Below are 26,181 nucleotides of genomic sequence, written 5' to 3'. Positions count from 1 at the left end.
GTTATCCTGGCTAATGTGATGCTGTTCCCGGAGGGGTGGTCGATGGCCAAGGCTGTATTCGATCTTGATGAAGAGGTGCTGCGGGAAGCGGCGAAGGAGCTGGGTACCAAGACCAAGGAGGACACCGTCAATGCCGCGCTCGCGGAAGTAGCGGCACGCGGCAGGCGCGAGCGGGCGTTCGTCGATCTCATCGAGCTGGATGAGGAGGGTGCCTTCGACAAGGGGCGGGAGCCTGGGTTCAAGGAGGAGGTCAGGCGCGCACGGAGCGGAGTCACGGAGCGGACTGCGGGGCCGGCGGAGCAGAGTGCGCCACAATGGCGCGATGCCTGAACTGAGCACACCGGATACGCGGTTCCATGCCTCCTTCCTGGAAGCGATGAAGGAGTTCGCCGCCGAGGGGCGGGGCGTGCCCGAGGACGGGTCCAATGTCGGGCGGGACCTGCGTGGTTGGGGTAGCCGCTGGGAGGACCCTGCGGTCTTCGCGGCGTATGCGGCAGGCCTGCGCGAGGAGGCCGATCACGCGGTGCCGCCGCGGCCCGGCTGGGTGCACTGCACGCAGCTGTGGGTCGTGGACGCGGACACCGACACGTATTACGGGCGCATCGCCGTCCGGCACGAACTCAACGAGTTCCTGCGCGACATCGGCGGTCATATCGGCTACGACATCCGCCCGACCGCCCGCCGGCGCGGCTACGCCACCGCGGCGCTGCGTGCGGTGCTGCCGGTGGCGCGGGAGTTGGGGCTTCGTTCCGTTCTGGTCACGTGTGACACCGGCAATGTGGCCTCCCGTAAAGTGATCGAGACCTGCGGGGGCGTGTTCGAGGACCAGCGGCACGGGAAGCTGCGGTACTGGGTCGATACGGGGGCGGGACATGGAGCCGGTGAAGCTCGAGAAGGCGGCGGCTGAGCCGCACCCACAGCGCGAACTGCCCGCCGAGGGCTGCCTGACGACCGCTATCCGGATTCCGGTGCGGATCGTGGTGCTGGTCCTGGTGCTGCCGGTGCGGTTCGTGTGGGACGCGGTCGTTGCCGGGGCGCGGGCGTTCCGGCGCGGGGTGCTGAGTCCGGCGGGGCGCGGGCTGGGCTGGCTGGGCCGGATGCTGGTGGTGGCGCCGCTGGCGTGGATCTACCGGGTGGTGCTGACCCCGGTCGGGCACGGCGTCGCGTGGCTCGTCCGCGGGCTGGCGGCCGGGACCGGGGCCGTATTGCGCGGCATCGGGGCGGGGCTCGGGTGGCTGTGGCGGTACGTGGTCGTGACGCCGGTGGCGTGGGTGTGGCGGTATCTGGTCGTCGCGCCGATCGCCTGGACCTGGCGCTATCTCGTGGTGGCCCCGCTCGTCTGGACCTACCGCTCGCTCCTCACCCCGGTCGGTCACGCCGTGATGTGGCTCCTCCGCCACGTGGGCCACGGCGCCTCGGCTACGGGACGCGGTCTGCGCACGGCGCTCTCCTGGCTACTGCACTGGCTCCTGGTGGCCCCGGCCGGCGCGCTCTACCGCTATCTCCTCACACCCGTCGGGCACGCGGTCCGCTGGGTGGCCCTCATGGTGGCCGCGGGGGTGGCGGCGGTCGCGCTCGGCATCGCCGCCGGGGCGGCCTGGCTGTGGCGGTACCTGGTCGTGGTGCCGGTCTCCTGGGCGTACGCGCAGATTCTCACCCCGCTCGGCCACGGGCTGCTCTGGACCGGGCGGATGCTGGTGGCGGGGCTGGTGTGGCCGTTTGTGGCGGTGTGGCGGTGGGTGCTGCTGCCGGGCGGGCGGCTGATCGGCACCGGTGTGGTGGTCGTGGCGCGGGAGACGTGGAACGCGCTGGGGCATGCCTGGCGGGCGGCCGGATATATCTCGCGGGCGATCTGGCGGGGCATCGCCTGGGTGGGGCGGGCGCTGTTCGCACCGTTCCGGTGGGTGTGGGGGTCGGTGCTGCGCCCGGCAGGGCGGGCGGTGCGTGAGCATGTGCTGCGGCCGGTCGGGGCGGCGTTCCGGGGGGCGGGGCGGGCCGTACGCGAGGCGCTCCGCGATGCCGGGCGGGCGACACGCGCGGCCCTGACGGCGGCCAGGGACACGGCCCGCCAGACGCGGGCGGACATCCGGCGGGCGCTCTTCGGCGCCCCGAAGCAGGCGCCGGAGCCGGTGGCCCTGGATAAGGGCGGCCGCCACCGCTGAGGGCGCGAGGCGCCGATTCAGCCCGGCCGGCGTTCGAGGCCGAGCGGCCGAACCGCTCTGTACGCGGCGTAACCTTGACGGAGTCACACCGTACGGAAAATCACGACGAAGGACTGACCGACCCTGGGCAAGCGCCAGCCCGAAGGCCCGCCGCCAGCACCCCCGGTGCAGCGCATCAGACTGCGCTACACCAAGCGCGGCCGCCTGAGGTTCACCAGCCACCGCGACTTCCAGCGCGCCTTTGAGCGCGCGCTGCGCCGCGCCGAGGTCCCCATGGCCTACTCCGCGGGCTTCACCCCGCACCCCAAGGTCTCGTACGCGAACGCCGCCCCGACCGGCACCGGGAGCGAGGCGGAGTACCTGGAGATCGCGCTCACCGCGCACCGCGACCCGCAGCCGCTCGCCGAGCTGCTTGACGAGTCGCTGCCCGACGGGCTCGACATCACCGACGCCGTCGAGGCCCGTACCCCCGGGCTCGCCGACCGGCTGGAGGCGTCCGTATGGGAGCTCCGGCTGGACGGCGTCGAGCCGGACGCCGCGCGGAAGGCCGTCGAGGCCTTCTCCGCGGCGGAGAAAGTCGAGGTCGAGCGGCAGACGAAGAAGGGCATGCGGACCTTCGACGCGCGGGCCGCGGTGGTGTCGCTCGAGGCCGTCGGGGAGACGGACGACGGGGCCGGTTATCCACAGGCCGATAGGCCAGGGGCGGGACCCTGTGCGATACTGCGCCTGGTAGTACGGCACCTGACACCTGCCGTACGACCCGACGACGTCCTGTCCGGCCTTCGAGCCGTGGCCGACCTGGCGCCGCCGGTCGCCGCAGCGGTGACCAGGCTGGCGCAGGGGCCGCTGGCTGAGGAGACCGGTTCGGTGACCGACCCGCTAGCGCCCGACCGCGACGCCGCTCCGGCCCCACCCACGGCCACGGAGCAGCCCGTCGCGAAGGCGCCGGACGGCACTGAATAGGGCTGCGTCGTAATCGCGCCGCCGCGGCACGAGGAGCCACCCGTCCTCGGCGAGCGCACGGACCAGCAGACTTTCGCCGGTCCGTCCCACTTCAGGTGGGGCGGGTACGGCGAGCGAGACAAGAGCTCCCGTGCGGCGCTTACGCCCCGGGCCGCGGCTCCGCGACGCAACGCGTCGCGGGCTGCCCGGCCGAGTCAGGGGCGTGGTGCCCGGGAGCGTGACGGGAGTACCACCCGCATGCTCGAGCCCATCGAGCCCACGGAGAACGAATCCGGGGCCAGCTTCGAGGTCAGCGACAGTCCCAGCGACACCCTGCCCCCGCGGCGCCGCCGCGCGGCGTCCCGCCCGGCGGGGCCGCCTGTAGGGGCGACTGGTGCCGAAGGCACCGCGAGCGCCGCTAGCGCCGCGGAGGCGGCGACGATACGGCAGGAGGAGCCGTCGGTGGCGGCGTCCGAGGACGCCCAGGTCACCGGGGGCGTAGAGCCCGGCGCGGGGGAGGCCATCGCGGCCGAGCCGCAGGCCACCGCGAGGGCGGCCACCGCGCAGAGCGACCTGCTGGATCCGGCGGCCGAGCCCGCACCGCTGGCAGCGACCGCACAGGACGAGCCCGCGACTCTCGCGGAGCCCACCGCGGAGCGGGCCGAACCGGCCACCGCCGCGGCCGAGCCCGCCGCGGCCGACCCGGCAGCGGCCGATCCGGCAGCGCCCTCCGAGCCGCAGCCGGAGACCGCGGCCCCTAGGCGCCGCCGCCGGGCGACCCGCAGCGTGGCTGCGCCTCAGGGCGAGGCCGCGGGCGAGATCGTCATGACCGCCGCCGAGGCCGCACCGGCCGCCGAGGCCGGGGCCGCCGCTGAGGCCGAGCCCGCCGCCGCGGCTTCCGAGCCCGAGCCTGCCGCCGCCTCCGCCGCGCCGCCCCGCCGGCGCCGCCGCGCCACCCGTGACGTCAGCGCCCCGAGCGCGGTGCAGGCCGAGCCCGCCGTAGTGGCGGAGCCCGCCCCCTTCGACGACGAGGCCGCCGCGGAGAGCCACGAGCCGGACTCGGCCGCCCAGCCCGACGCGGTCATCGAGACCGCCCAGCTCGACCCGGCCGCCCAGGCCGACGCGCCTGCTGAGGCCGACGCATCCGCCCAGGCCGCCCAGGCCAGCGCACCGGCCCAGGCTGACGCATCCGCCCCGGCTGACGCGCCGGCCCACGCCGACGCATCCGCCGAGACCGGCGCGGCCGCCCAGGCCGCACCCGACACCGCCCCGGAGCCCGCCACCGAGGCCCCGCGCCGCCGCCGTCGCGCCACGCGCCGCGTGACCGCCCCGGCCGCCGCGCCGGAGCCCGCCGAGCCCGCGCTCGCGGCCGCAGAGGCCGCCCCTGCGGCAGCACAGCCGGCGAGCCCCGAGCCCGAGACCGCCGTAACCGCCGAGGCAGCACCCGCGGCCCCCGCGCCCACCGCGGAGCCCGCCGCCCCCGCCGCCGACGCGGCCCCCCGCCGCCGTCGCGTAGCCCGCCGTGCGAGCGCCCCCGCAGGGGCCCCGCAGGCCGCCGCCGACGAGCAGAGCCAGACCACCACCGAGCAGGCCCCCGCCGAGGCAACGGCTGACGCCGCCGCCGGGCCGGAGGCCACTCGTAACGAAGCGGAACCGGTGGCGCGCAGGCGCCGTCGTACCACTCGCAGCGCAAGCGCACCCGCCGTTGCGCAGGAGGCTTCCGCCACAGCAGAGGAGCAGGTCATCTCGCAGACCGAGGACAGCACCGAGGCAAGCACCGCAGACCGGGCCGAGGAGCAGGCCGCGCAGGCCGCGCAGGCCGGAAAGGCCGAGGCCGCCGAGGAGGCGGCGCCGAAGCGGAGCCGTCGCCGGGCGTCCCGTAAGGCCGCTTCGCCTGAGGCAGCTCCCGAGGCTTCTCCGGAAGCCGCCGAGGCCGCCCCCGAGGCCGAGGGCGCTGCCCCCGAGCCGCAGGCCGCAGCCGAGCCCCCCGCCCCCGCCGCCGCGTCCACATCGCTCTTCCAGGCCCCGGTCTTCACCGAGCCCGCCTTCCAGACCCCGCAGCGCGCCGCCGTCGCCCTCGAGGCCGAGGAGAAGCAGGCCGAGGACGCCGACGAGGAGGCGCAGGACGAGGCCGCGGAGGCCGATGACAGCGGCGACAGCGAGGGCGAGGGCGGCGAGCGCTCCGGCCGCCGCCGCCGTCGTGGCGGCCGTCGCCGCAAGCGCGGCGAGTCCGCCGAGCAGGATGACGCCGACGGCTCCGAGCAGCGCGCCGCCGCCGATGCCGACGAGGCCGAGGACAAGGACGCCGGCGAGGCCGACGACAGCGCCGAGGACGAGGGCGAGCCGAAGTCCGGTGGGGGCGGCAGCTCCAGCCGCCGTCGCCGCCGCCGGCGTCGCCGGGACGCCTCCGACGCCGCGGGCGATGCCGCGGGCGACGACCCGGAGCGTACGGTCACCAAGGTCCGCGAGCCGCGCCCCAAGAGCGAGCCCTCCGACGAGGTGCAGTCCATCAAGGGCTCCACCCGCCTGGAGGCCAAGAAGCAGCGCCGCCGCGAAGGCCGCGAGCAGGGGCGCCGCCGGGTGCCGATCATCACCGAGGCCGAGTTCCTGGCGCGCCGTGAGGCCGTCGAGCGGGTCATGGTCGTACGGGAGAACGGCGACCGGACGCAGATCGGCGTGCTGGAGGACAACGTCCTCGTCGAGCACTTCGTGAACAAGGAGCAGGCGACCTCGTACGTCGGGAACGTATATCTCGGCAAGGTCCAGAACGTGCTCCCGTCGATGGAGGCCGCCTTCGTCGACATCGGCAAGGGGCGGAATGCCGTCCTGTACGCCGGTGAGGTCAACTTCGAGGCGCTCGGGCTCGCCAATGGCCCGCGGCGGATCGAGAACGCGCTCAAGAGCGGGCAGTCCGTCCTCGTGCAGGTCACAAAGGACCCGATCGGGCACAAGGGCGCGCGGCTGACCAGCCAGGTCTCGCTGCCGGGCCGGTATCTCGTGTACGTGCCCGAGGGGTCGATGACCGGCATCAGCCGGAAGCTCCCGGACACCGAGCGGTCGCGGCTGAAGCAGATCCTCAAGAAGATCGTCCCCGAGGACGCGGGCGTCATCGTCCGTACGGCCGCGGAGGGCGCCAGCGAGGACGAGCTCACCCGCGATGTCGAGCGGCTGCAGGCGCAGTGGGAAGAGATCCAGAAGAAGGCCAAGGGCGGCAATGCGCCGACGCTGCTCTACGGCGAGCCGGACATGACGGTCCGGGTCGTCCGCGACATCTTCAACGAGGACTTCAAGAAGGTCGTCGTCAGTGGTGAGAAGGCCTGGGAGACCATCCACGGGTACGTGGAGGGTGTCGCTCCCGACCTCGCCGGGCGGCTTGAGAAGTGGACGTCGGACACCGATGTCTTCGCCGCCAACCGGATCGACGAGCAGCTGATGAAGGCGCTGGACCGGAAGGTCTGGCTGCCGTCGGGTGGCTCGCTGGTGATCGACCGGACCGAGGCGATGGTCGTGGTCGATGTGAACACCGGCAAGTTCACCGGCCAGGGCGGCAATCTCGAGGAGACGGTCACCAGGAACAACCTGGAGGCGGCCGAGGAGATCGTGCGCCAGCTGCGGCTGCGCGACCTCGGCGGCATCATCGTGATCGACTTCATCGACATGGTGCTGGAGTCGAACCGGGATCTGGTGCTGCGGCGGCTGCTGGAGTGCCTGGGCCGGGATCGCACGAAGCACCAGGTGGCGGAGGTTACGTCGCTGGGTCTTGTCCAGATGACCCGGAAGCGGGTCGGGCAGGGGCTGCTGGAGTCCTTCTCCGAGCCGTGCGTGCACTGCAACGGCCGCGGCGTGATCGTCCACATGGATCAGCCGTCGGCGAGCGGCGGTGGCGGCAAGAAGAAGGGCAAGGGCAAGTCCAAGGAGGCCCGGGAGGCCAAGGACACTGCCGCCAAGGACGCCGCCGCTGCCCAGGACGCCGAGGCCAAGGAGCAGGCCAAGGAGCGGGCGCAGCAGGTGCACGAGGCCGCTGTCGCGGCTGAGACGACCATTGCGCCCGACGAGGAGCTGTACGGCAGCGCTGCCGAGGCGGAGGCCGCGGCGGGCGCGAAGCCGGCGCGGCGGCGCGGGTCGCGTAAGGCGACCGCGCCGGCGGGGGCGCCGAAGGTGTCGGAGCCGGAGGCTGTGGTGGTCGCGGAGCCGGAGCCGGTGGCCCCGGAGCCGGTTGCGGAGCCGGCGGAGGCCAAGGCCGAGGCGGAGGCGCCGGCGGAGGAGCCGAAGCCGCGTACGCGCCGCCGGGCGACGCGGAAGGCGTCGTCGCCTGCGGGTCCGCCGAAGGCGGCGGAGTCGGCTGCGGCTGAGTCGGCTCCGGCGGAGGTCGCTGCCGGGGAGGCGCCTGCGGAGGCGGCCGCCGAGGCCGAGGAGAAGCCGAAGAAGCGGGTCCGTAAGACCGCGGCCAAGAAGACGGCCACCAAGAAGACCGCGGCGAAGAAGACGACCGCTAAGAAGGCCGCGTCGAAGAAGACCGCCGCAGCTGAGCAGGAGACAACCCCGCAGGTCACGGCCTCCGCGGACGAGTAGAGGGCTGTACCCACCCACCCGCCCGTTGCTCCGCTCCGCGGGGTGGCGGGCGGGTTTGGGTGGGGCCCCACCGTTTCCCTGCCTCTGACCAGGCCGGGAAGAGGTCTCGTGGCCCCGTCAGACCTGGTTTGACCTGGTCGTAATCGGTCCCGTAACCTGGAGCGTCGGTGTGTGAGTAGTGCACGCCGATTGTCTCTGAGCCACCTTCCCTCCCGGCCCTCGGCCAGGAGAGGCCGCTCGGGATCAGACGGGTCATCGGCCCGCCCGGCCCCGGGGGCTAGCGTCAGAGGCCCCACCACGAGCAAGAGAGAGAGTTCCGCGTGTACGCGATCGTGCGCACCGGCGGCCGTCAGCAGAAGGTTTCTGTTGGCGACGTCATCGAGGTTGACCGTCTTTCCACCACCAAGCCCGGCGACAGCGTCGAGCTCTCCACCCTGCTCGTCGTGGACGGCGACACGGTCACGAGCGACCCGTGGGTGCTGGACGGTGTGAAGGTCACGGCCGAGGTCGTCGACCACCACAAGGGCGACAAGATCCGCATCCAGAAGTACAAGAACAAGACGGGCTACAAGAAGCGGATCGGCCACCGCCAGCTGCACACCGCGCTGAAGATCACCGGCATCCCCGCGCCGGCCGCGAAGTAAGGACTGAGGAGACATGGCACACAAGAAGGGCGCATCGTCCACCCGGAACGGTCGCGACTCCAAGCCCCAGTACCTTGGCGTTAAGCGCTTCGGCGGCCAGAACGTCAAGGCCGGCGAGATCATCGTCCGCCAGCGCGGCACCCACTTCCACCCGGGCGCCGGCGTCGGCCGTGGCAAGGACGACACGCTGTTCGCGCTGGACGCGGGCGCCGTGGAGTTCGGCACCGCCCGCGGCCGCAAGGTCGTGAAGGTGGTTCCGGCCGCTGCCGAGTAGGGCAGCCACCGACCAAACGCTGAGGGCGGATCGCGCTCCCGGGCTTACGCAGCACGGGAAGCGGGTCCGCCCTCAGCGTGTTACGTCTTAGAACATTCCGCACGTATCGGAGGACCCTCCACAATGACCACCTTCGTCGACCGCGTCGAGCTCCATGTCGCCGCGGGCAACGGCGGGCATGGCTGCGCCTCCGTGCACCGGGAGAAGTTCAAGCCGCTCGGCGGCCCCGACGGGGGCAACGGCGGCCGCGGCGGGGACGTCATCCTCGTCGTCGACCAGGACGTCACCACGCTCCTCGAATACCACCACTCGCCGCACCGCAAGGCCACCAACGGCAAGCCCGGCGAGGGCGGCAACCGCGCCGGGGCCGACGGCAAGGACCTCGTCCTGCCCGTGCCCGACGGCACCGTCATCCTCGACAAGTCCGGCGAGGTCATCGCCGACCTGGTCGGCCAGGGGACCACGTACGTCGCCGCCCAGGGCGGCCGCGGCGGCCTCGGCAACGCCGCCCTGTCCTCCGCCCGCCGCAAGGCCCCCGGCTTCGCGCTGCTGGGCGAGCCGGGCCGTACCGACGACGTCATCCTCGAGCTGAAGACCGTCGCCGACGTGGCCCTCGTCGGCTATCCGAGCGCCGGGAAGTCGTCCCTCATCTCGGTGCTCTCCGCCGCCAAGCCGAAGATCGCGGACTACCCCTTCACCACCCTGGTCCCGAACCTGGGCGTGGTGACCGCGGGCGCCGTTACGTACACCATCGCCGACGTCCCCGGGCTGATCCCGGGGGCCAGCCAGGGCAAGGGGCTCGGGCTTGAGTTCCTGCGGCACGTCGAGCGCTGCTCCGTGCTGGTGCACGTACTCGACACCGCCACGCTGGAGTCGGAGCGGGACCCGCTCAGCGACCTGGACATCATCGAGGCGGAGCTGGCCGAGTACGGGGGGCTCGAGGGGCGGCCGCGCGTGGTCGTCCTCAACAAGATCGACATCCCGGACGGCAAGGATCTGGCGGAGATGGTCCGGCCCGACCTGGAGGCCCGCGGCTATCAGGTCCTCGAGGCGTCCGCCGTATCCCGCGAAGGGCTGCGGGAGCTGTCCTTCGCGCTCGCCAAGCTCGTCGACGAGGCGCGCGCCGCCAAGCCGAAGGCGGAGGCGACGCGGATCGTCATCCGGCCGCAGGCGGTGGACGACTCCGGCTTCACGGTGAAGCAGGAGGGCGACGTCTATCGCGTACGGGGCGAGAAGCCCGAGCGCTGGGTGCGGCAGACGGACTTCTCGAACGACGAGGCCGTGGGCTACCTCGCCGACCGCCTGAACCGCCTCGGCGTCGAGGACCAGCTCAAGAAGGTCGGCGCCCGGCCCGGCGACGCGGTCGCCATCGGCCCCGGCGACGACGCGGTCGTCTTCGACTGGGAGCCGACGATGGCCACCGGCGCCGAGATGCTGGGCCGTCGCGGCGAGGACAACCGCTTCGATACGCCCCGGCCTGCTGCTCAGCGCCGCAAGGACCGCGAGGCGGAGCAGGCGGATGAGGAGTACGGGGACTTCGATCCGTTCGGGGCGGACGGGCCCGTGTAGGGCCCGTAGAGGCCACGAGAGAAATCCTGGGGGCTTCGCCCCCAGACCCCCGGCCATGACTACGGCCCCGAGGCGCTGCCTCGGGGCCGTAGTCATCTACCTGGGCGCGGGTCAGACCTCCGCGACCTCCGACTCCGACACCTCCGCCGACTCCGACGGGTCCAGCTCGAGCTCCTCCGCCGCGTCCTCGCGCTCGCTGCGCGGGCCCGGGACGTCGCTCTCGCCGCGCAGCTCCATGCGGCGGGCGCGCTCCTCCGCCTTGTCGCGCAGCGCCAGCGCCGCCGCGTCGAAGCGGACCAGGGACGGCGGATCCGACGGGCCCAGCAGGTGCTCCTTGAGCTCCGCGCGGGCGCCGGACAGGGCGTCGAGCGACGGGTCGCGGACGTACGCCAGCAGGTCGCCGACCTGCTTCGCGTCGGGCGTCAGGATCGTCGCGGCCCGTACGGTCGGGAACTCCGCGATGAAGTCGGCCTCCGCCTTGCCGCTGGTGTTGGCGACGGCGTAGGGCTTCTCGCTGGACAGGTAGTCCGAGATCACCGAGGACACGTCCGCGATCAGGACGTCCGCCTTGTTGTAGCAGGAGAAGACGCCGGGGCGCGGGCCCGTGACGACCTGGTGCTCCCAGTCCGGGACCGAGGCCCAGAAGGCGGCCTCCCAGGCGTCCACGGCGGCCTGGATGGCCTCCGCGCGGCCCTCCTCGACCTTGGACTGCAGCAGCATCCGCTCGACCTCGTCGGCGCCCTTGCGGAAGCCGGTCGCGGTGAGGTGCTCCAGCTCGGCCGTGGCCTTCTCCAGGGCGGCCGTGGTCTCCGGGCCCGGGCGGGCGCCGGAGCGCCGCGCCGCGGCGTCGGCGATCATGGCGCGCATCCGCTGGTCGGCCTCGCCGGCCCGCTTGTCGACCGAGCCGGTCATCGGGTGCGGCTTGTAGATGAGGCGGACCTTGGGGTCGGCGAGCAGCTCGCGGACGATGTTCTCGCCGGCCAGCACCACGGAGGTGTTGCCCGGGTTGCCGTCCCAGCCCTCCCAGGTGGGGGCGTAGAGCACGTCGGTGTAGCCGTCGGCGGCCGGGGGACCGGCGTAGGCGGTGATCGGCGCCAGCTGCGGGCGGCCGACCTCCACGACGTCCTTGTCCTCGACGCCGACGTCGGCGAGCTGGTAGCGGTCGCGGGCCGCGGGCCCGGCCACCCAGACCTCGTCGTAGGCCTTGGCGTACGGGTTGCAGGACGACAGCTTGTCGCTCTCGCCGTGGTTGGTGAAGGCGTGCTTGATCGACGGGATGCGCAGGACCTGCGAGGTCTTGCCGGAGTTCGCCGGGTGCAGCAGCACCTTCAGCGTGGAGTGCTCCAGCATCATCAGGTCGGCGACCTTGGGGATGCAGACGATCGGCACCTCGGTGGCCTCGATCTTCTGCACCATGAAGCGCTCACGGAGCACGATGATCGGCTTGCCGTCGAGGGCGGCCAGCGTGGAGAGCCACATGTTCGCCTGGTACGCGGACGAGGCGCCGCCGGAGAAGTACATGCCGACGGTCGGCTGATACGCGTCCAGCCAGCCCTTCATCCACGCCCGCACCTTGTCGTCGGACGGGGTGCGCTTGCCCGGCAGCAGCCAGGTGGCGAGGTAGACGGCGCCGCCGATGGACAGGGCCAGGGCGAGGCCCAGGCCGATGTCGCCCCATACGGCGTCGCGGGTGCCGGTGGTCAGCAGCAGGCCGATGGTGGCCGGCACGGAGACGTACAGCAGGCGGTGGCTCGGGCGGCGCGCGAGGATGCGCGGCGGGCCGGCGGTGAGGCCGAGCGCGGAGGCGTCGATGTTACGGGTGACGATCGGCAGCTGGCGGGTGCGGCGGACCAGCACGGCGAGGGCCTGGCTGACGAAGTGGGTGCCGTACAGGGCGAGCAGCATCACCGTGATCGGCGACTGCTCCTCCAGCGGAGCGATGCCGTCGATCTGGAAGAGGCCGAGCAGGATGAACATGTCGCGCAGCAGCTGGCGCAGCTGCACATCGAAGCGCACCTTGCTGAGCAGGGAGAGCAGGCCGGGCTGCTTGTGCTGGAGGTACAGATCCAGCGCGAGGCCCGCTGCCGATGCCGCGATCAGCATGGGCACACTGGGCAGCAGGGCGCCGACGAGCTGCACGGCGAAGGCCGCTAGCAGCGCGAACAGCGCCGAGAGCTGCACGGCTCGGCGATTGGAGAATCCGGCGATCTGCACGGGGGGTAGCTCCTGGCAGGAAGGGGGGTCGGACAGTGCCGGGACGGCTTTATCACCGCCCTGGCGGGGGCTGCGGTGCAAGATTGACCCCTGACCGTATGACGGCCACAGCCTTATAGACAATCTTCCGCTGCCCACAAGCCGCTAAATAGGGTCAAAGGTACTTTTGTCGTTGACGCCGTCCGTACGGTGAAACGAAGGGGCGGCCGCGTGGGTGCCTGCCGTAGATTGCGGCCATGGCAGGTGTACGACGCAAGGATGTGGCCGAGGCCCGCAGGGTCGTGGTGAAGGTGGGGTCCTCCTCGCTGACCACGGCGGCCGGCGGGCTGGACGCGGACCGGGTGGATGCCCTGGTGGACGTGCTGGCCAAGCATGGCGAGCGGGAGATCGTCCTCGTGTCGTCCGGCTCGATCGCCGCTGGTCTGGCGCCGCTGGGGCTCTCGCGGCGGCCCCGGGACCTGGCGCGGCAGCAGGCCGCCGCTTCTGTGGGGCAGGGGCTGCTGGTGGCCCGTTACACAGCGTCGTATGCCCGTTACGGGCGGCGCGTCGGGCAGGTGCTGCTCACGTCGGACGACATGGCGCGGCGGGCGCACTACCGGAACGCGTACCGGACCTTCGAGCAGCTGCTCGCGATGGGTGCGGTGCCGGTGGTCAACGAGAACGACACGGTCGCCACGGATGAGATCCGCTTCGGCGACAATGACCGGCTGGCGGCGCTGGTGGCGCATCTCGTACGGGCCGATCTGCTGGTGCTGCTGTCGGATGTGGACGGGCTGTACGACGGGCCGCCGTCCAGCGGCGGGGCGTCGCGGATCGAGGAGGTCCGCGATCACGCGGAGCTCGACGGGGTCGAGATCGGGCAGCGGGCGGGTGCGGCCGGGGTCGGCACGGGTGGGATGGCGACGAAGGTGGAGGCGGCGCGGATCGCTGCCGCGGCCGGGATGCCGGTGGTGCTGACGTCGGCGGTGTACGCGGACGCCGCGCTCGGCGGGGCGGCGACGGGGACGTACTTCCACCGGACGGGGCGGCGCGGGCGGGGGCGGCTGCTGTGGCTGGCGCACGCGTCTACGCCCCAGGGGGCGCTGGTGCTGGACGCCGGGGCCGTCGAGGCGGTGGTGGACCGGCGGAAGTCGCTGCTGCCGGCGGGGATCAAGGCGGTGGAGGGTGTCTTCGCGGCTGGGGATCCGGTGGAGCTGCATGACACGGGGGGGCGGGCGGTCGCGCGGGGGCTGGTGAACTTCGACAGCGGGGAGCTGCCGCAATTGCTGGGGCGCTCGACGAGGGACCTGGCCCGGGAGCTCGGTCCGGCGTACGAGCGGGAGGTCGTCCACCGGGACGATCTGGTCCTGCTGCGCTGAGCGCGCGGGTCCTTAGTGTGGGCCGGGCCGGGGTTCCACGACACCACCGAAAAAACGCTGTGGTCGGCGCGCTGCTCGGTGCTGGGTTTTTTCGGCGGCGTCGTTCCACCCCGACCCTCCCTGGGCGGGCGGCCTACGTCTCCGGGTCCTGCGGCAGGGGCTTGACGCCCATGCATAGGTCTGTCGAGTCTGACGTACCCGGGTACGACGCCGCCTTGATGCGGGCAAAGCCCAGGGCGTACGCGTCGTGGACCGAGTCGTCGTCCACCTTCACCAGCGTCTCGTCGTTCTCGCGCAAGGACGGGCCCGTGTAGTTGTGGCTGCCCGTGAAGGTCAGCTTGTCTCTTGCGCCCAGGTACATGCCGTCCACCAGCAGGTATTTCGAGTGGATGATGTACGGCGTCGACAGCGGCTTCGACGGGTCGTTCGGGTTGCGCGGGTCGTTGTAGCAGCGGACCGACGGGCCGCCCGTCGCGTGCAGCGCGTCCCATGTGCCCGGGGAGCCGTTCTGGCTCCGCGCGCTGTCCGCCTCCGCGTAGACGACGTCTACCGTGCAGCCTGCCTTCTGGAGCGCGGTCAGCTTGTCCGCGATCACCTTTCGCGTGATCTTGAAGATGCCGACCCGCACCTTCGTGCGCTGCGTCGCACCGCTCGCGTCCTGGTACGTGCACTGCACGTTGTTGAGGATCGCGTCGATCGTGTCCGTGGAGTTCGTGGTGCCGGCCCGCGGGAAGAAGTAGGCCTTGTACGGGTCCGTGCCCACCGTCCGGTACCGCCAGGCCTGCCAGTTCGTCGCCAGCAGATCGCGGAAGTAATTCGAGTACGCCGTGTGCAGCGTCGGGTTGTCCGGGAGGATCAGGGCGTCGTTGTTGAAGCGGGAGAAGGCTCCCGGGGTCATGTTGGAGGTGGTCTGCACGACCACGTTCGAGGCGCCCGCCACCTGGGAGAAGAGGAAGAACTTGTTGTGCATGATCGAGACGCCGAACTGCGGGTCGCCAAGGCACGACTTGCCGGTGGGGCAGAGGCGTATGAACGACCCCTGGGCGGTGTTGGAGCCCAGCTCGGCGAGGAGCTGGTTGTAGGCCGGGGTGCCCTTCGGGTCGGACTTGTTGGTGGAGTCCAGGAGGATCTGGACGTGGACGCCGCGGCGGTGGGCGGCTATCAGTGCGTCTATGACCGGCTGGTCCCAGATGTGATAGATGGCGACCTTGATCGACGAGCCGGGCACGGCGGACGCGGTGAGCTGGAGTATGCGCTCGCGTATCGCGTACTTCTGGGCGTCGGTGCCGAGCGGATCGTTGAAGACCGGGCCCTCGGCCAGGATTCCGGGCGCCGGCGCGGCCGGCTGCGCGGCGGAAGGCGATGCCCCCAGGGCGGGCTGCGCGCCCGCGGCGGTCATGATCACGGCGATGGCAAGCGTGCGTAGCCCGACCAATCGAAACCCCTCTCTCCGGCGCATCCGCCCCCACGAACGCGCGTTGCATGTGTACGTGTTCGACTGGTCAGCCGGGTGAGGATCTCATCGGGATATGACCTTGTTCAAGGACGCACGCGGCCGAAACTGCCCGCCGGATCGCAGCGGTTCAACGAAAAGCGCCCCATCGCGCCGCTGAGACTGGTCAACTTTGTTGATGGGACCGTCGCTGGAAGGCGGTCAGTGAAGATACGTATTCAGGAGGCCGCCCGTGAGTCGAGGGCGCCCGGGGGCGCTGCCCCGAGTTGTGGCGGAACGGAACCTGTCCAGCGTCGGGACGGGTCCGGGAGCGGACGGGACGGAGGGAGACGGCACAGCGGCGGTGGACGGCCGCCAGGCGGGGCCGCGGAGCGTCGAGCACCTGAGGGGCCTGGGCAGCGGGGAGCCGGAGCGGGAGACCGCGCGGCTGTGGCACATCACGCTGAGCGTCTCCGGTCCCGAGGCGCCGCTGAAGGAGGTCCGGCGGTCGCTGGAGCAGTTGGCGCACGACCACCCGTTCCTGCTGACCAGCCGGTACGCGAACGACCACGCCGAGATCAGATACTGGGAAGAGGCCCGCGACCTGCACGACGCCGCCGCGGTGGCGCTGCGGCTGTGGGGCGAGCACCGCACCTCGGCCAAGCTGCCGCCGTGGGAGATCGTCGGCCTTGAGGTGATCGACCGGGAGACGTATCACCAGCGGGTGGCCGATGGGTACGGGCCGCCGCCGGCGCATCCGGTGGGGGTGCACCCGTTCTGAGTGCGCCCTGACCGTGCGCTGAGAGCCCCGGAAGATCTCAGCCTGTGGAAAACTCGGCCCGCCGCACCCGCGCCTCGCTACCCTGCATCGCATGAGCAGCAGCTTCAGCAGCGGTAGCGGCAGCGACTCCTTTCGTCTCAGCGCCCCCGACCCCATGCCCCAGTCCCCGGTGCTCCGGGCCGCCTATCGCGCCCGGGCCGCGGCCGCCGACCTGGCCCCGCTGCCGCGGGCCGCCAAGGACGATGTGCTGCTCGCGATCGCGGACGCCCTTGAGGTGCGTACGAGAGAGATCGTCGAGGCCAATGCCGAGGACGTGGCACGGGCCCGTCAAGCCGGCACCTCCGACGCGATAATCGACCGCCTCACCCTCACCCCCGAGCGGGTCCGCGCCATCGCCGCCGATGTGCGGGATGTGGTGCGGCTCCCCGACCCGGTCGGCGAGGTGGTCCGCGGCTCCACGCTGCCGAACGGTCTGGAGATGCGCCAGGTGCGGGTCCCGCTCGGCGTCGTCGGGATCATTTACGAGGGCCGGCCCAATGTCACCGTGGACGCCGCCGCGCTGTGCCTGAAGTCCGGCAATGCGGTGCTGCTGCGCGGCAGTTCCTCGGCGTACAAGTCGAATGTCGCGCTGGTCACCGTCCTGCGGGACGCGGTCGGCGGCGCCGGGCTGCCCGCCGACGCGGTGCAGCTGGTGCCGGGGGAGTCGCGGGAGGCGGCGCAGGAGCTGATGCGCGCCCGCGGGCAGGTGGATGTGCTGATCCCGCGCGGCGGGGCGGGCCTGATCCGTACGGTCGTGGAGCAGTCCACGGTCCCGGTGATCGAGACCGGCACGGGCAATTGTCATGTGTACGTGGACCAGCACGCCGATGTGGACCTCGCCGTCGACATTCTGGTCAATTCCAAGGCCCAGCGACCCAGCGTGTGCAATGCCGCCGAGACCGTGCTGGTGCACCAGGAGGTGGCCGACGCCTTCCTGCCGCGGGCGCTGGCGGCGCTCAAGAACGCGGGCGTGACGGTGCACGGCGACGAGGCCTGGGCGAAGGCGGGCGCGGCCGCCGGGGTCGAGGTGGTGCCGGTCACGATGGACGACTGGGACACGGAGTATCTGTCGTACGACATCGCGGCCGGCGTGGTGCCGTCCCTCGACTATGCCGTCCAGCACATCAGGACCTGGTCCTCGGGCCACACCGAGGCGATCGTCACCCGCGACACCGCCGCCGCCCGGCGCTTCGTCGCCCATGTGGACTCCGCGGCCGTGATGGTGAACGCCTCCACGCGCTTCACCGACGGCGCCGAGTTCGGCTTCGGCGCCGAGATCGGCATCTCCACGCAGAAGCTCCATGCCCGCGGGCCGATGGGCCTGCCCGAGCTGACCTCGACGAAGTACGTGGTCACCGGCGACGGACACCTGAAGGGCGGCCCGCGGCCATAGCCTGGCGGCGCTTTGGTCATCCGGCACGCCCTGCCCAAATTGACCGGTTCGGTCTACGCTTTGGGTGTGCCGGACGACGTGGGGGGCAGGCCGCCGTTCCAGGACGGCGAGGAGCCCGACAGCCATTCTGTCTATGAGGGCAGCGACGCGGCCGCGGAGGATGAGTTCGCCGCGGTCATTCTTGACGAGGAATTCGTGCACGCGGCGCGGATTCACGAGCCCAGCGCGGTGGAGCGGATGGTCGCGGCCGCCGAGGCGCGGGTCGAGGCCGAGGCGGCGCTGGCCGGGGAGCCGGAGTTCGACGACGGCCTCGACGAGGACGGCTATGGCCCGTACGGACCCTACGGCGGGCGGCTCAGCCCGTATCGCGGACACCTGCGCTGGCAGCGCCCGGTCGCGCTGATCCTCGCCGTCGTGATGGGCGTCGGGATCGTGGCGCTGGTCTTCACGGCCGTGTACCGCAGCAGCGGGTCGGGGCAGGACGAGGCGCCGACTCCGGGCGGCTCCAGCAGCTCCTCGACGTCGGCGGAGTCCGGCGTGCCCTCTGCGCCTGTGGCGCAGCGTTGACGCAGGTAATCGCCTGCCGTGCGTAACTTGTGGTGACGGGGGCGGTTTACGAACGGGCGGGGCGACCTACCCTTCTGTTATGACCGGGCGTGGAGACCCTCCAGAGGGGACACCCGACGGCGTTCCGGGAGGCGGCGAAGACGAGTTCCGATCCGTCGTATTCGACGAGTCGTTCGTCAATGCTGCCCGCCTGGAGGAGTACTCGGCCCAGGAGCGGATGGGCGATCACTCGCCCGCCGTCAGACGCCGGCGCAGCAGCGTCAGCGGGGTGTCGAAGCAGGCGCTGGTGCTGGTGCTGCTGATCGCCGTGGCCTTTGGCACGGCGATCTACATGGGCATCCGGCATCCGTACCAGCAGCCGCCCGCGCGCGCCGACACCGATCCGCTGCATGCGTCGGTGGTGCCGCTGACGCCGTCGGGCCCGGTGCCCGGGGGCGGCGCTAAGCGGCTGTACGAGCACAGCCCGGCGGTGCACTTCCGTACCGGGGCGGCCGGGGTGATCCTGCCGTCCGGGCGGGGCACGGCGCACTTCTCCCGGGAGCAGGTCAGCGCGGCGCTGGACCTGGCCAAGGAGTACGTCCTGAACTCGGCGATCACGCCGCGGACGCTCACGGGCGGGGACACCCGGGCGGTGCGGCTGCAGCTCGATCCGGATCTGCTGGCCCAGTTCGACCGCAGCGTGGACCGGCCGGTGGCGGACGGGGAGCATGCGGCGACGGGGTGGATGGTGCGGTTCAACCCGGCGCGGGTGGCGCTCGCGGACCGGAAGGTGCGGGTGGACGGCACCGTCACGTATGCCGAGGCCAATGCGCAGGAGCTGGAGGTCGTCGCGGATCACACGTTCGTGTACGCGCTGCGGCCCGCGGAGGGGGCGTCGTCCGCGGAGGACGGGCGGGAGCCGGCGTCGCTGTTCACGGCGCACCGGGTGGTGCGGATGCGGTTCGACCGCGACAACCTGCGGCAGCATCAGCTGCGGCCGGTGGCGAGCACGCTGGCGGCGGGGCCGCTGGGCTGCTCCACGGATCCCTCCGGGTACTTGCAGCCGCTGCTCGCGGGTGAGAAGGACCGGGGGCTCGGGCGGGCCGGCACGGACCCGTACGCACGGGCGGGCGACCGCCAGGCGAACCTCTGCGGCGTGCTGTCGCCGAGCTCGCAGCCGTCGCCGTAGCCCGGGCGTCCGCTCGCCAGGCTTGGGCTCGGTGCGGGCTGGGAGGGGCGGCTGCGCGAAACGTCCCGGGCCAGCCCGTCCCGCCTTGCGGGACGCCCTCCCCCGGAGTGCGGGACGGCCTTCCGGGAGTGCGGGATGCCCTCCCCCGGAGGAGCGGGCGGCGTGACCGCCCGCTCCGCAGGAAGTGCTACTCGCCCGAGTCGCGCGGAGGCGGCGGTGTGGAGCCGCCGTCGTCGCCGCCGCGGCCATTGCCGCCGAAGCGGTCCTTGATGCGGCCGCCGATGTCGCCCGCGCCGCCGGCCAGGTCGGTGACCAGCTTCATCAGCGGGTCCTTGGAGGTCTTGACCGACTCCGTGTAGCTGGCGGCGGACTCCTTGAAGGAGTCGCGGGCCGAGGCGTCCTTGTCGTCCTGGCGCTTCGGGTAGTGGCCGTCCATGATCCGCTGGTAGTCCCGGGACTCCGCCCACTTCTTCAGCTCCGCGGCGCGGATGGTGGTGAAGGGGTGGGAGCGCGGCAGCACGTTGAGGATCTTGAGGACCGAGTCGCGGAGGTCGCCGCCGCGCTCGTACTCCTCGGCCTGCCCCAGGAAGGCGTCCACGTTCATCTCGTGGAGGTGGTTGCCGCCGGCGATCTTCATCAGGCCGCGCATCGACGCCTGCAGGTCCTGGCCGACGAGTAGCCCGGCGCGGTCCGCGGAGAGCTCCGACTTGCGGAACCACTCGCGCAGCGCCGTGATGATCGCCATGATCGCGAGGTTGCCCAGCGGAATCCAGGCGACCCGGGCGGCGATCGAGGTGAGGAAGAGCAGGATGGTGCGGTTGACCGCGTGGCCCGACAGGGCGTGGCCCACCTCGTGGCCGACGACGGCGCGCATCTCCTCCTCGTCCAGCAGCTCGACGAGGCCCGTGGTCACGACGATGATCGGCTCGTCCATGCCGATGCACATCGCGTTCGGCTGCGGGTTCTGCGTCACGTACATCGGCGGGACCTTCTCCAGGTCCAGGATGTAACAGGCGTCGCGCAGCATCGCGTTCAGATGCGCGAACTGCGCATCGCTGACGCGGACCGAGTCCGAGAGAAACAGCAGCCGCAGTGAGCGCTCCGGCAGCATGCCGCTGAGCGCCTTGAAGACCGTGTCGAATCCGGTGAGCTTACGGAGCGCGACGAGCGCGCCGCGGTCAGCCGGGTGCTCGTATGCGCGGGATGAAATACCAGGGAACCGCTTGCGTTCCCGGCTGGGTACGTTCTTGTGAAGGTCCGACATCGGTGGCCTCCCCCTCCTGATCCCCGTAGTCAGCGTCCGACTGGCTGCCCAGCCTAAAGGGTGGAACTCACAATTGCCGTGGTTGGTTCCAGTGCGGTCTCAACTGGCCCGTACGCAGGTGTGATTGAGCGCACATTCCCCGTAAGGTAATGGCTTCGGGACGGAGAGTGAGGGGGAGCGATGAGTGAAGGCGTGATGATCGCCGTCGAGCCGAAGGACGCCGCCGCCACACCGCAGGCGGTGGACCGGCTGGAGCGATGGCTCGGCGCGCAGGAGGAGTTCAAGGGGCTCGTCCGCCCTGTGGACCGGCCGGACGCCGACCCGGCGATGGGCGTGGTCCAGGACCTGCTCGTCGAGCTGGGCCCGGACTCCGTCCAGGTGCTCGCCGGCGCGCTCATCCGCTCCCTCGTCGCGCACCTGAAGACGCAGCGCAATGACGACCTCAACATCGTGATCCACAACGGCGAGGAGCGCCTCGACATCCAGGCGGACGGCATGGACCGCGGCCGGCTCGAGGAGCTGGAGCTGCGGATCCGGCAGTGGCTGCGGGGGTCGTGAGGACGTAGGCGGGACCAGGGGGAGGAGACGCCATGCCGTACGCGGCCACGCCGGCCGCCTCCCGCGCCCTGCTCATCGGCGCCGGTCACTTCGCCCACGGCGGTGACTTCGAGCGGCTGGACGCGGCACACCGCAATATCGAGGTCTTACGGGACGCGCTCACCGCCCCGCAGACCGGCCTGCTGCGCCCGAGCGGCGTGCGGCTGCTCACCGACCCGCCGAGCCGGGACACGGTGCTGCGGGCGATCGACGGCGCCCAGAAACGCGCGACCGACCTGCTGCTCGTCTATTACGCGGGGCACGGCTTCCACAACCTCGACACCGGCGAGCTGTATCTCGCCGTGCGCGAGTCCAGCCTCGACCGGCCGGGCCTGACCGGGCTCAGCGTCGCCGACCTGATGGCCCAGCTGAGCACCGGGCGCAGCAAACGCGTCGTGCTGATCCTCGACTGCTGCTTCTCCGGCAACTTCCCCTTGGATCTGCTGCCCCCGGGCCGCGCGGTATCCCTGATCACGTCCTCCGGCTTCAACGCCCTCGTCTCCCCGGGGGACCTCCCCGGCGCCCCCACCCCGTTCACGGCGGCCCTCGCCGAGGTGCTGCGGTGGGGCATCTCGCCCGACGAGTACGTGACGGTGCAGAGCCTCGGCGCCAGGCTGCGCGAGCTGGCGGAGGGCAAGGACAACAACGAGATGTTCCCGTACCAGCCACGGGAGATCTCCACCTCCGGTGGCGCCGACACCGTCCTCTCCCTCGCCCTCGGCACCGCCCGCGTCCCGCGCGAGCAGCAGCTCCGCCGCGCCGTCCGCCGCGCCGCGGGCCTGGTGCCGCCGCCGCGCGCCCTGTGGCATCCCGTGGTGCCGAACCGGGTGCTGTCCCTGGGCCTGGGCCTCCTCCTGCTCGCCGGCGGCATCTTCGGCGGCATCACCGGCTATCAGAACGCGACCCGCGAAGACCCCTGCCCGCCCCCGCTCGAACTGCGCATGGCCACCGCCCCCGAGGAGGTGGCACCCATGTCGGAGCTGGTGGAGGCGTTCGAGAAGTCCGGCAAGGACCATGCCGACAACGGCCGGGCGCGCGACTGCCGCACGGCCCGTATCACCGTCTACGGGACCGGCCTCGACGCGCTCGGCGCCGCCTTCGCCCACGCCGGGGACTGGGGCGCCGGGGCCCGCGGCGTGCTCGCCGACGTCGGGCCGCAGCCGGATCTGTGGGCCGCGCAGTCCAGCGCCGAGGTGGAGCTGATCAGGGGCGGGCTCTCCGGGCTCGGCAGCCAGCAGCGGGAGAATTTCTTCGTCACGAAGCTGATGGCGAGCGACCGGCCGGTGCTCGTCGTCACCGACGCCGCCCGCAAGCGGCTCGGGCTCAAGGACACCGGCGGCGCGGTCGGCACCACCGACTGGCGGCAGTTGCGCGCGGCGCTCAAGAAGGAAGACGGCACAAAGCTGCTGCGGCCCAACCCCGCCGTATCCGGCGTCGGCCTCGACCACGCCCTCGGCATGTACGCGAAGGAGCCGGTCACCGACCAGCCCTTCGACTACGCCCAGGGCGTCCTGGACGACCAGGCGATCCGGAAGCTGGAGACCGGCGCGATCAGCCAGGCCAGGTCCGTATCGGACGCCGGGCAGGCGCTCTGCGAGCTGCGCACCGCCGCCAGGGACGGCACCGGCGACGACGACGGCGCGCCGGCCGGGGCGCTGGTGACCGGTCGGCAGGCCCAGCAGCTGATCGACGGCGAGCCGCTCGGCGGCCAGTGCCCCGGCGGCAGCCCGCCCGCCGCATCCTCGGACTTCCAGCGCTACGAGCTGAGCGGCGTCCCGCGCTTCGACTATCCCCTGGTCGCCGTCCGCTGGCAGGCCGCCGACCGGAAGGCCAGGGACGACGCCATCAAGGCCTTCCGCAGCTGGCTGCGGTCCCCGGCCGGCCGCGACAAGATCGACAAGGCCGGGTACGAATCGCAGGCCGCCCTCGCCGTCGACATCGGCGCCACCGAACTCGACGACCGCCTCGACACCTTCCGCGCCGCCCACCCCGACCTGCGGCTCACGGTGCTCTTCGACGTATCCGCGTCGATGCGCGAGCGCGGCCGCTTCGAGGCCGCCAGGGAAGCGGTCGGGGAGTCGCTCGGCCGCCTGGGGGCCAAAGACCGGTTCGCGTTACGAACTTTCCCCAGCGGCAAGGACGGCGGGGGCACGGACGAGGTGACCGACGGCTGGCGCGAGCCCGGCGCAGGCCTCGGCCTGGAGCGGTCGGCGCTGCGCCCGGTCGGGCAGCGGCAGGCCGACCTGCTCGAGGCCGTACGGGAGGCGGCCGAGGGCGGCACGGAGGACGGCACCCAGCACGCCGTGCTGCTCGTCACCGACGGCGACTACCTCAAGGGCAAGGAGCCGCGCACCGCGCAGCTGCGCTCGCTGGGCCGGGAGTTGCACCGCCGCGGCGTCCCCGTGGTGGTGGCGTCGATGCGCCCGTACGGCTGCGCGGACTCCAAAGCGGCGCCGCACGAGCCCGGCGCCCTGGCCACCGCCTCCGGCGGCGCCTGCGCGGCCCTCTCCGGCGACCTGCCCGCGCAGCTGTCGCGGGCGGTGGCGGCGCTGACGGAGGGGAGGCGGCGGTGAGGTCCTGTCTTCGAGCACCCGTCGTTCGCGCGAAGCGCGGCGCAGCGGCGGTCGGTGCGTGCGCTCGGCGTGCGCTGTCCCCGGTCATGTGGCGGAGCCACCTGTCCGGGGGCGGCGTGCGGCGAGCGTGCGTGCCGGGCGTCGCTGCGCAGGCGGGGGCTCGAAGACAGGACCTCAGGCGGCTGCTGGTGATCGCGGCGGTGGTGGCGCTGCTCGCCGGTGGGTGCGCGGCGCCGCGCGAAGGCGGTGCGGGACCCGTGCCGCGCGAGCCCGGTGCGGGGCCCGTCGAGCTGCGCATCGCCACCGGCACCGACCTCACCAACAGCGGGATCCGGCGCAAGCTCATCGAGGCCTGGGACCGCGACCACCAGGACGTCACCGTAAAGATCGTCGAACTCGCCGACGACGCCGACCGGCAGCGCAGCCAGCTCGCCGCCGCGCTGCAGGCGGGCAACAAGGACCATTACGACATCGTCAACCTCGACGTCACCTGGACCGCCGAGTTCGCCGAGCAGCGGCTCATCGCGCCGCTCGGCGCCGGCCTCACCAAGCAGCTGCGCGGGCTGTGGCCGCGGGTGCGGCAGACGGTCCAGTACGAGGACAAGGACTGGGCGGTGCCCTGGAACACCGACGTCGGGCTGCTCTACTTCCGCGCCGACCTGCTCGGCCGCGACTTCGCCCCGGACGACTACGGCGACCTGACCGCGGCCGTGGCCCGCTTCCGTACGGCCAAGGACCAGCAGGTCAGCGCCGGGCTGATCACCCAGCTCAGCCCGTACGAGGGGCTGACCGTCAACGCCCACGAGGCCGTCTGGCGGCACAAAGGCACCATTGTCGACGGCGACCGCTCCCGGGTCGCGGAGCGCCGCGCCCGCGCCGGGCTGGACGAGCTCGCGGCGAGCTTCAAGCCCGCGGGCCCGTACGACCAGGACAATCCGCCGCTGCCGCTGCTCAGCGCCGACTCCCTCGGCGCCACCGAGACGTCCAGCGTCGAACGCTTCCTCGCGGGCGAGACCCTCGCCATGCGCAACTGGCCCTTCGCCCTCGACCGCCTCGCCGACGCCCAGACCAAGCGGGACGGCGGGCCGCGGGCGGAGTACGGCGTCACCACGCTGCCCGGACCCGCGGCGCTGGGCGGGCAGAACCTGGCGCTCACCCCCGGTGCGCCGAAGGAGGCGCGGCAGCTGGTCGCCGACCTCACCGGGACCGCGGCGGGCCGGTGCCTGCGCGAGGGCGGCTTCGTGCCCGCCAAGCGGGCGGCGCTCGAAGGGAGCTGCGGGGCGCGGCTGGTCGCGGGCGACCGGCCGCAGCAGGCGGAGGTGCCGGGCCCGCTGCACACGGCGTACGACAAGGCGCTGCGGGCCGCGCTCGAGACGGCGAAGGCGCGGCCGGTCACGCAGTACTACGCGGCGGTGACGCGGGACATACAGGAGGCGGTGTACGAGCAGCTCTCCGCCAGGCAGCGGGGCAAGGACGTGCCCAAGGGGGCGGATGTGGAGTCGCTGGCGAAGCGGCTCGATGAGGCGCTGCAGGGGCGCTGACCTGGCTCGGACCGGGTGCCGCGGCCCGGACACGTTCCTGATCGGCGCAGGCCGACGTGAGGCGGGCGGGCCGTCCCCCTTACGATGTGCCCGAGAACACTGCCCGCCCACCGACGAAGCAGGTCTGCTGACGATGAGCGCTCTCCACACCGTCCACACCTTCGCCGCCACCCTTGCCGCAGAAGGCCACGGTGAGCTGAACCCCAACACCGGCAACCACGAAAGCCTCAACGCCTACGCCATCGGCGGCGGCGCCCTGGCCACGCTGCTGTTCCTGCTGATCGTCGTCACCCGCTTCAACCGGGACCGCTGACCCGATCGGCACGACCGGTAGGCTCTGACCGCATGGCAGCAGACGGCAGCACGGAGGCCGGTGCGGAGGCCGCTCCCGCGCCCGGGGCGCCGGTGAAGCGGCGGCTCGGCGTCATGGGCGGCACCTTCGACCCGATCCACAACGGGCACTTGGTGGCCGCGAACGAGGTGGCGCACCGCTTCCACCTCGATGAAGTCATCTTCGTCCCCACCGGCCAGCCCTGGCAGAAGAGCGACCGCAAGGTGTCGCCTGCCGAGGAGCGGTATCTGATGACGGTGATCGCCACCGCCGAGAATCCGATGTTCTCGGTCAGCCGCATCGACGTCGACCGCGGCGGCGCCACATACACCATCGACACGCTGCGCGAGCTGCGGGCCGAACACCCGGACGCGGACCTGTTCTTCATCACGGGAGCGGACGCCCTCGGCCAGATCCTCACCTGGCGGGACGCCGAGGAGCTGTACTCACTCGCCCACTTCGTCGGCGTCACCCGCCCCGGGCACGTATTGCACGACCCCGGGCTTCCGGACGGTGGATCCTCGCTGGTCGAGGTGCCGGCGCTGGCCATTTCGTCGACGGATTGCCGGGAACGGGTGGCTAACGGCGAACCGGTCTGGTATTTGGTGCCCGACGGTGTTGTGCGGTACATCAGCAAACGAAACCTTTACCGCGAGGACGTTTAGCCCGCAGGATGCGGGTAGCGACTGACGGGGCGGGGGGTACGACCGGGACCGGCGGGGACCGAGAGCACGGCCACACGGCCACCATGGAAGGGGCA

21 protein-coding genes are annotated in these 26,181 nt (G+C 72.2%); 18 read left to right on the top strand and 3 right to left on the bottom strand.

Features of this window, described 5'->3' with window-relative positions; genetic code table 11:
• The first annotated feature begins 15 nt into the window (after positions 1 to 15).
• The 8 genes from ACNNMR_RS13855 (at position 16) to obgE (ending at position 10,163) form a co-directional block, all read left to right on the top strand.
• Positions 16 to 330 carry a hypothetical protein gene (locus ACNNMR_RS13855; RefSeq protein ID WP_419994897.1) on the top strand — a complete coding sequence of 105 codons (315 nt, stop codon included), beginning with the start codon at positions 16 to 18 and terminating at the stop codon, positions 328 to 330.
• Positions 323 to 907 carry a GNAT family N-acetyltransferase gene (locus ACNNMR_RS13850; RefSeq protein ID WP_419994896.1) on the top strand — a complete coding sequence of 195 codons (585 nt, stop codon included), beginning with the start codon at positions 323 to 325 and terminating at the stop codon, positions 905 to 907. The genes ACNNMR_RS13855 and ACNNMR_RS13850 overlap by 8 nt, the downstream gene beginning before the upstream one ends.
• Positions 873 to 2,162 (top strand): hypothetical protein, encoded by a 1,290-nt coding sequence (locus ACNNMR_RS13845; RefSeq protein WP_419994895.1) that lies wholly within the window; start codon positions 873 to 875, stop codon positions 2,160 to 2,162. The genes ACNNMR_RS13850 and ACNNMR_RS13845 overlap by 35 nt, the downstream gene beginning before the upstream one ends.
• Positions 2,163 to 2,327: 165 nt before the next feature.
• A complete protein-coding gene (locus tag ACNNMR_RS13840) occupies positions 2,328 to 3,125 on the top strand; it encodes a TIGR03936 family radical SAM-associated protein (RefSeq protein ID WP_419994894.1) in 798 nt (265 codons plus the stop codon).
• A 237-nt stretch (positions 3,126 to 3,362) separates the two neighbouring features.
• Complete coding sequence (locus ACNNMR_RS13835) at positions 3,363 to 7,676, top strand: Rne/Rng family ribonuclease (RefSeq protein WP_419994893.1); 4,314 nt, start codon at positions 3,363 to 3,365, stop codon at positions 7,674 to 7,676.
• A gap of 320 nt (positions 7,677 to 7,996) precedes the next feature.
• Positions 7,997 to 8,320 (top strand): 50S ribosomal protein L21, encoded by a 324-nt coding sequence (gene rplU / locus ACNNMR_RS13830; protein ID WP_419994892.1) that lies wholly within the window; start codon positions 7,997 to 7,999, stop codon positions 8,318 to 8,320.
• A gap of 13 nt (positions 8,321 to 8,333) precedes the next feature.
• On the top strand, positions 8,334 to 8,594 hold the full coding sequence (gene rpmA / locus ACNNMR_RS13825) for a 50S ribosomal protein L27 (protein WP_419994891.1): 261 nt from the start codon (positions 8,334 to 8,336) through the stop codon (positions 8,592 to 8,594).
• Positions 8,595 to 8,717: 123 nt separating this feature from the next.
• The gene (obgE, locus tag ACNNMR_RS13820; protein WP_419994890.1) at positions 8,718 to 10,163 is read left to right on the top strand and encodes a GTPase ObgE; all 1,446 of its coding nucleotides are present in this window, start codon (positions 8,718 to 8,720) and stop codon (positions 10,161 to 10,163) included.
• 111 nt (positions 10,164 to 10,274) lie between these two features.
• Here the strand turns inward: obgE and ACNNMR_RS13815 are convergent, their stop codons facing one another.
• Positions 10,275 to 12,377 carry a hypothetical protein gene (locus ACNNMR_RS13815; RefSeq protein ID WP_419994889.1) on the bottom strand — a complete coding sequence of 701 codons (2,103 nt, stop codon included), beginning with the start codon at positions 12,375 to 12,377 and terminating at the stop codon, positions 10,275 to 10,277.
• 236 nt (positions 12,378 to 12,613) lie between these two features.
• On the opposite strand from ACNNMR_RS13815, the gene proB reads away from it, so the two are divergent.
• Positions 12,614 to 13,735: a glutamate 5-kinase gene (gene proB, locus ACNNMR_RS13810; RefSeq protein WP_419994888.1), complete on the top strand. Its 1,122-nt coding sequence runs from the start codon at positions 12,614 to 12,616 to the stop codon at positions 13,733 to 13,735.
• Between the two features lie 133 nt (positions 13,736 to 13,868).
• On the opposite strand, the gene ACNNMR_RS13805 is transcribed toward proB, so the two are convergent.
• Positions 13,869 to 15,134, bottom strand: a complete 1,266-nt coding sequence (locus ACNNMR_RS13805) for a phospholipase D-like domain-containing protein (RefSeq protein WP_420000357.1) — start codon at positions 15,132 to 15,134, stop codon at positions 13,869 to 13,871.
• A gap of 286 nt (positions 15,135 to 15,420) precedes the next feature.
• Between ACNNMR_RS13805 and ACNNMR_RS13800 the strand changes: the two genes are divergently transcribed.
• The 4 genes from ACNNMR_RS13800 (at position 15,421) to ACNNMR_RS13785 (ending at position 19,115) form a co-directional block, all read left to right on the top strand.
• Positions 15,421 to 15,948 (top strand): hypothetical protein, encoded by a 528-nt coding sequence (locus ACNNMR_RS13800; RefSeq protein WP_419994887.1) that lies wholly within the window; start codon positions 15,421 to 15,423, stop codon positions 15,946 to 15,948.
• Between the two features lie 154 nt (positions 15,949 to 16,102).
• Positions 16,103 to 17,380 (top strand): glutamate-5-semialdehyde dehydrogenase, encoded by a 1,278-nt coding sequence (locus ACNNMR_RS13795; protein WP_420000356.1) that lies wholly within the window; start codon positions 16,103 to 16,105, stop codon positions 17,378 to 17,380.
• 66 nt (positions 17,381 to 17,446) lie between these two features.
• Positions 17,447 to 17,947, top strand: a complete 501-nt coding sequence (locus tag ACNNMR_RS13790) for a hypothetical protein (protein ID WP_419994886.1) — start codon at positions 17,447 to 17,449, stop codon at positions 17,945 to 17,947.
• Between the two features lie 79 nt (positions 17,948 to 18,026).
• The gene (locus ACNNMR_RS13785; RefSeq protein WP_419994885.1) at positions 18,027 to 19,115 is read left to right on the top strand and encodes a hypothetical protein; all 1,089 of its coding nucleotides are present in this window, start codon (positions 18,027 to 18,029) and stop codon (positions 19,113 to 19,115) included.
• Positions 19,116 to 19,302: 187 nt separating this feature from the next.
• Here the strand turns inward: ACNNMR_RS13785 and ACNNMR_RS13780 are convergent, their stop codons facing one another.
• Positions 19,303 to 20,379 (bottom strand): M48 family metallopeptidase, encoded by a 1,077-nt coding sequence (locus tag ACNNMR_RS13780; RefSeq protein ID WP_419994884.1) that lies wholly within the window; start codon positions 20,377 to 20,379, stop codon positions 19,303 to 19,305.
• A 180-nt stretch (positions 20,380 to 20,559) separates the two neighbouring features.
• Here ACNNMR_RS13780 and ACNNMR_RS13775 point away from each other — a divergent pair, with 180 nt between their 5' ends.
• The 5 genes from ACNNMR_RS13775 to nadD all read left to right on the top strand — a co-directional run bounded on the left by ACNNMR_RS13775 (position 20,560) and on the right by nadD (position 26,086).
• Entirely contained in the window at positions 20,560 to 20,937 is a 378-nt protein-coding gene (locus ACNNMR_RS13775) for an effector-associated constant component EACC1 (protein ID WP_419994883.1), read from the top strand.
• A gap of 32 nt (positions 20,938 to 20,969) precedes the next feature.
• Positions 20,970 to 23,549: a caspase, EACC1-associated type gene (locus ACNNMR_RS13770; RefSeq protein WP_419994882.1), complete on the top strand. Its 2,580-nt coding sequence runs from the start codon at positions 20,970 to 20,972 to the stop codon at positions 23,547 to 23,549.
• A 131-nt stretch (positions 23,550 to 23,680) separates the two neighbouring features.
• A complete protein-coding gene (locus ACNNMR_RS13765) occupies positions 23,681 to 25,090 on the top strand; it encodes an extracellular solute-binding protein (RefSeq protein WP_419994881.1) in 1,410 nt (469 codons plus the stop codon).
• A gap of 133 nt (positions 25,091 to 25,223) precedes the next feature.
• Positions 25,224 to 25,403 (top strand): LPXTG cell wall anchor domain-containing protein, encoded by a 180-nt coding sequence (locus tag ACNNMR_RS13760; RefSeq protein WP_419994880.1) that lies wholly within the window; start codon positions 25,224 to 25,226, stop codon positions 25,401 to 25,403.
• Between the two features lie 32 nt (positions 25,404 to 25,435).
• Positions 25,436 to 26,086, top strand: a complete 651-nt coding sequence (nadD, locus tag ACNNMR_RS13755; RefSeq protein WP_419994879.1) for a nicotinate-nucleotide adenylyltransferase — start codon at positions 25,436 to 25,438, stop codon at positions 26,084 to 26,086.
• Positions 26,087 to 26,181 lie beyond the last annotated feature (95 nt).

The sequence above is a fragment of the Streptomyces boninensis genome (assembly GCF_048572725.1).
Taxonomy (GTDB): Bacteria; Actinomycetota; Actinomycetes; order Streptomycetales; family Streptomycetaceae; genus Streptomyces; species Streptomyces boninensis.
The sequence above is the reverse complement of the archived record's forward strand: the minus strand, read 5'-3'. Positions and strand labels throughout refer to the sequence as shown.